Origin of the sequence: endosymbiont of Ridgeia piscesae (assembly GCF_001443665.1) — a bacterium.
GTDB classification, from domain to species: domain Bacteria; phylum Pseudomonadota; class Gammaproteobacteria; order Chromatiales; family Chromatiaceae; genus Endoriftia; species Endoriftia persephonae.
In genome coordinates this window covers 1-4,098 of record NZ_KQ557170.1, presented here as the reverse complement: position 1 = coordinate 4,098, position 4,098 = coordinate 1, and the positions used below count along the sequence as shown (strand labels likewise).

The window sequence follows — 4,098 nt, the reverse complement described above, 5'->3', positions numbered from 1 at the left end:
GCTGATTAAGAGTTTCTTCCGCATGTCAGATACAAAGTATATTTTGGCAAGTTCAAAAATAGACTGCCAATACTTTCGGAACGATTAATATAGTCGTTTCACAGCATATTCCAGAAGCGTTTAGTGCCGCATTCGCCAGTCGTGTCAATGGCATTACCCAGCTTACTGTTTGCGAGGCTCAGAATGGGCAGCAGATTCTGCCCGGACATGTCTATATTTCTCCTGGTAATCGCCATCTTTTAGTGCGACGCGATGGGGCGAGGTACATATGCAGCTTGAATGATGGTCCTCCGGTGAACAGGCACAAGCCGTCGGTAGATGTGATGTTCCGCTCCCTGGCGCAAAATGCAGGCCCAAATGCAATTGCAGTAATGCTAACAGGAATGGGCGATGATGGAGCTGAAGGCATGGGAGAGATGCGGCAGGCCGGTGCACCGACCATAGCGCAAGATGAGAAGAGCAGCGTGGTCTGGGGAATGCCTGGAGAGGCGGTCAAGCGTGGCTATGTGGAGGCAGTTCTTCCATTGCAAAAGATCGGAATGCGCCTCACTGAACTATGCAAACAATAGTTCAAGGTGCCCGGACCTGCGGGCATGAGATGCATTGCTCTCAAGATTCATACCAAAGCGCCGATAACGAGTGAGGCAGACCTAATACTCTAGCAGCAGAGCGGATCAATTTGGCGGTATAGATGGCCAACTATTTTGCAAAATCCTGGCACCCTTGGGTGTTTTCTAGCCTGTTTGTGTTGGCCGCTTGGTCAATGGGGGTGAGCTGGATTGGTGTCCTGATGCTGGCAGTGCTGACTCTCATTTGGGGGTTGCTCGATTATCGAAATCGTAAAAAACTGACGCAAGGAGAACAAAGCATTCGCGCCCTTGCTGGTGGCGGTGAATTAATCGGCGAGATGGGTGCCTTGTCGCGGGAAATTAAGCTTGGAGTTAGTGAGCAGGTTGCCAAGCTGCGAAGTGAGCAGGCCCAGATTCAGACATTGATCAATGATGCGGTCCAAACACTGCAAGAGAGTTTTAACGGAATAAATGGACAATCACAGGCGCAGTTGGAGCTGGTGATGGGTCTGATAGAGAGTGTGTCAGACGGTATTGAGAGTGAAGGTAACAAAAAGATCACATTTGCTGACTTTGCCAGTGAGACGGACAAAGTTCTGCGTTTTTTTGTCGAGCACGTTGTCACGATTAGCCACAACACCATGATGTTGGTGGAGCGTGTTGAGGATATGTCCAAGGAGATGGAGCATGCGGATTCATTGCTGACAGATGTTAAGGTGATCGCCGATCAAACCAATCTATTGGCACTGAATGCAGCTATTGAGGCTGCTCGGGCGGGTGAGGCAGGTCGGGGGTTTGCTGTTGTCGCTGATGAAGTGCGTAAGCTCTCGCAGAGATCAAACCGCTTCAACGATCAGATCAGAAATGTAATAGGCACCTCTAAGGAAAATATTCAGGAGGCTAGGGACTCAGCTGCAACCCTGGCTTCAAAAGATATGGGCTTTGCAATTCACTCAAAGGCACGTGTTGATGAAATGATGCGGCAGGTTGCAGAAGTGAATGAAGTCATTGCGGATAACTTGGCTAAAGTTTCATCAATGTCCTCTGAGATTCATAACCAGGTTGGTTCGGCTGTGCGGTCATTGCAGTTTGAGGATATCGTGCGCCAGCTTTCCGGTTATAGTGAAGAACATTTTTCAAAAATTGAGGATATATTTGAGTCAATGCAGACCGAGATAAATAGGATGGTGAGTGCCCCGGAAACGACTCCGAAGGAACTTGCCGTCAGTATCCGGACGGTCCGCGAATCGCTTAAACAGCAGTTTGCTGATATGGCCACCCATAAGCCGGTAGATCAGGAGAGTATGAGTGAGGGTGATGTGGAGCTTTTTTAGCAGCGGCGCATGTAGGGATTAAAAGAATGAGTCTGTCAAGCACTACATACGATGCTGGAAGTGGCATCAGAATCACTGTCACTGGGCGCTTTGACTTTTCCTGTCATCAGGAGTTTCGTGCGGCTTATGGCAAAAATGATCCGTTAAAGAGCCACTACACGATTGATCTGTCTGGAGCAGATTACATAGATAGTTCTGCGCTGGGAATGTTGTTGGTGCTACGTGAGCGCTCTGGTGGTGATAACTCAAATATCCGAATCATAGGTTTTAATCAGTCAGTTGGTGAGATATTGCGAATAGCTGGGTTTGGCCACCTTTTTCAGATGGATCCACAGGCCAAGTAGTAAATTGAACGTAGATTGTGAGGCAAGTATGTCGGTAACTACATCAAAGTCATCAGATGGCACGAGTGTGACGATAAAGATATCCGGACGGTTTGACTTCTCCAAACACCAAGATTTTATTAATGCCTACAAGGCCTACCCAAAGGGCGAGATGGGCTTTGTGGTGGACTTGGCTGAGGCTGAGTATATGGATAGTTCCGCGATGGGGATGCTGTTGCAGTTGCGTGAGCATAGCTCAAAGGTGAAGGATAGCGTGGTGCTTGCCAACGGAAATGACGCGATCAATGAGATCTTGAAGATTGCCAACTTCGGCAAGCTTTTTCTGATCAAATAGCATCGAAGCAGGCGATAGTGCGGGGAACCTCGCGCCCTGCTGGAAAGTCCGGCCTCATTTCCGGTATGCTTTGTGCCTTTTGAGGCTCCGGAATATGGGTTTTAAATGCGGTATCGTTGGGCTCCCCAATGTGGGTAAGTCGACGCTCTTCAACGCTCTGACAAAGGCCACTATTGCGGCCGAAAATTATCCTTTTTGTACTATCGATCCCAACGTAGGAGTGGTCCCCTTACCCGATCCGCGCCTTGATGCAATCGCCGAGATCGTTAATCCTCAAGCAGTGCTTCCGACTACCATGCAGTTTGTCGATATCGCCGGACTGGTTGAAGGCGCTTCCAAAGGTGAAGGGCTTGGGAATAAATTTCTTGCCAATATTCGTGAGACGGATGCGGTTGCGCAGGTGGTGCGCTGTTTCGAGAACGATGACGTGGTGCATGTGGCCGGTAAGATCGATCCACTTGCCGATGTTCAGGTGATCAATAATGAGCTGGCGCTGGCTGATCTGGAGTCTGTGGAAAAGGCGCTGGACAAGACGATTCGCCAGGCGAAGACTGGTGACAAGAAGGTGCTTGCCCGCAAGGCCTTGTTGGAGCGCATACGTGATCATCTGTATGACAGCAAATCAGTGCGTTCTATGGCGCTCAGCGATGATGAATTACAGGAGATTCGGGAACTATTCCTGCTGACCGTAAAGCCCATCCTCTATATTGCAAACGTTGCGGAAGATGGCTTTGAAGACAACCCGCATCTGGATGCGTTGAATACGCTTGCCTCTGCAGAGGGGGCTGAAGTGGTTTCTGTGTGTGCCGCCATTGAAGCTGAGATTGTGGAGCTTGAAGAGGATGAGAGGGAAGAGTTTCTCTCCGATTTGGGATTGGATGAGCCGGGTTTGAACCGCGTCGTTCGGGCGGGTTACCAGTTGCTGGGGCTTGAGACATACTTCACTGCCGGTGAAAAAGAAGTTCGAGCCTGGACGATCCCAGCCAATGCATCAGCACCCCAGGCTGCCGGGGTCATCCACACAGATTTTGAGCGGGGTTTTATACGTGCCGAGGTGATCAGCTACGATGATTTCGTCAAATTTAGAGGCGAGCAGGGCGCGCGTGAGGCGGGAAAACTCCGTTCAGAAGGCAAGGATTATCAGGTCAAAGACGGTGACATAATCCATTTCCGGTTCAATGTTTGATGATTGGGGCGGGGGAACCGTTTAGCTGATGTAAGTTAGACTAGGCGAGCGCTGATTAAGTCTGGTTGGATTTGGGCTGAGATAAAATTGTACCAATTTGCTTCGAAATGAGCAGGAATGACCACTCTATTGTTGTGATCTTCGGGGTTAATTGGGGTGATATTAGTTGGCGTAAAGCAATCACGACTTATTCAGTGGTTCCCTAAAGTGTAGTAGTCGGGACTTAATCTGACAGTTACCGATTTCGATGGCGTGACTGTCAGGTCAAATTCAGCCGATGAATTTTTCCTTCCAGATTTGTTTCCCGTCTTCCCGCGTGGCCAGCGGCGTG

The 4,098-nt window shown here is 49.4% G+C and carries 4 protein-coding genes and 1 pseudogene; all 5 read left to right on the top strand.

What is annotated here, in order from left to right; all coding sequences use genetic code 11:
* Nucleotides 1-89: 89 nt before the first annotated feature.
* Nucleotides 90-569: pseudogene (locus Ga0074115_RS15305) on the top strand (CheB methylesterase domain-containing protein); the annotation flags it as partial.
* A gap of 122 nt (nt 570-691) precedes the next feature.
* A complete protein-coding gene (locus Ga0074115_RS17140) occupies nt 692-1,903 on the top strand; it encodes a methyl-accepting chemotaxis protein (RefSeq protein WP_057957276.1) in 1,212 nt (403 codons plus the stop codon).
* A gap of 26 nt (nt 1,904-1,929) precedes the next feature.
* A complete protein-coding gene (locus Ga0074115_RS16020; protein ID WP_082626959.1) occupies nt 1,930-2,247 on the top strand; it encodes an STAS domain-containing protein in 318 nt (105 codons plus the stop codon).
* Nucleotides 2,248-2,275: 28 nt separating this feature from the next.
* Nucleotides 2,276-2,581: an STAS domain-containing protein gene (locus Ga0074115_RS15295; RefSeq protein WP_039959450.1), complete on the top strand. Its 306-nt coding sequence runs from the start codon at nt 2,276-2,278 to the stop codon at nt 2,579-2,581.
* Nucleotides 2,582-2,675: 94 nt separating this feature from the next.
* Nucleotides 2,676-3,767 (top strand): redox-regulated ATPase YchF, encoded by a 1,092-nt coding sequence (ychF, locus tag Ga0074115_RS15290; RefSeq protein WP_060528699.1) that lies wholly within the window; start codon nt 2,676-2,678, stop codon nt 3,765-3,767.
* Nucleotides 3,768-4,098 lie beyond the last annotated feature (331 nt).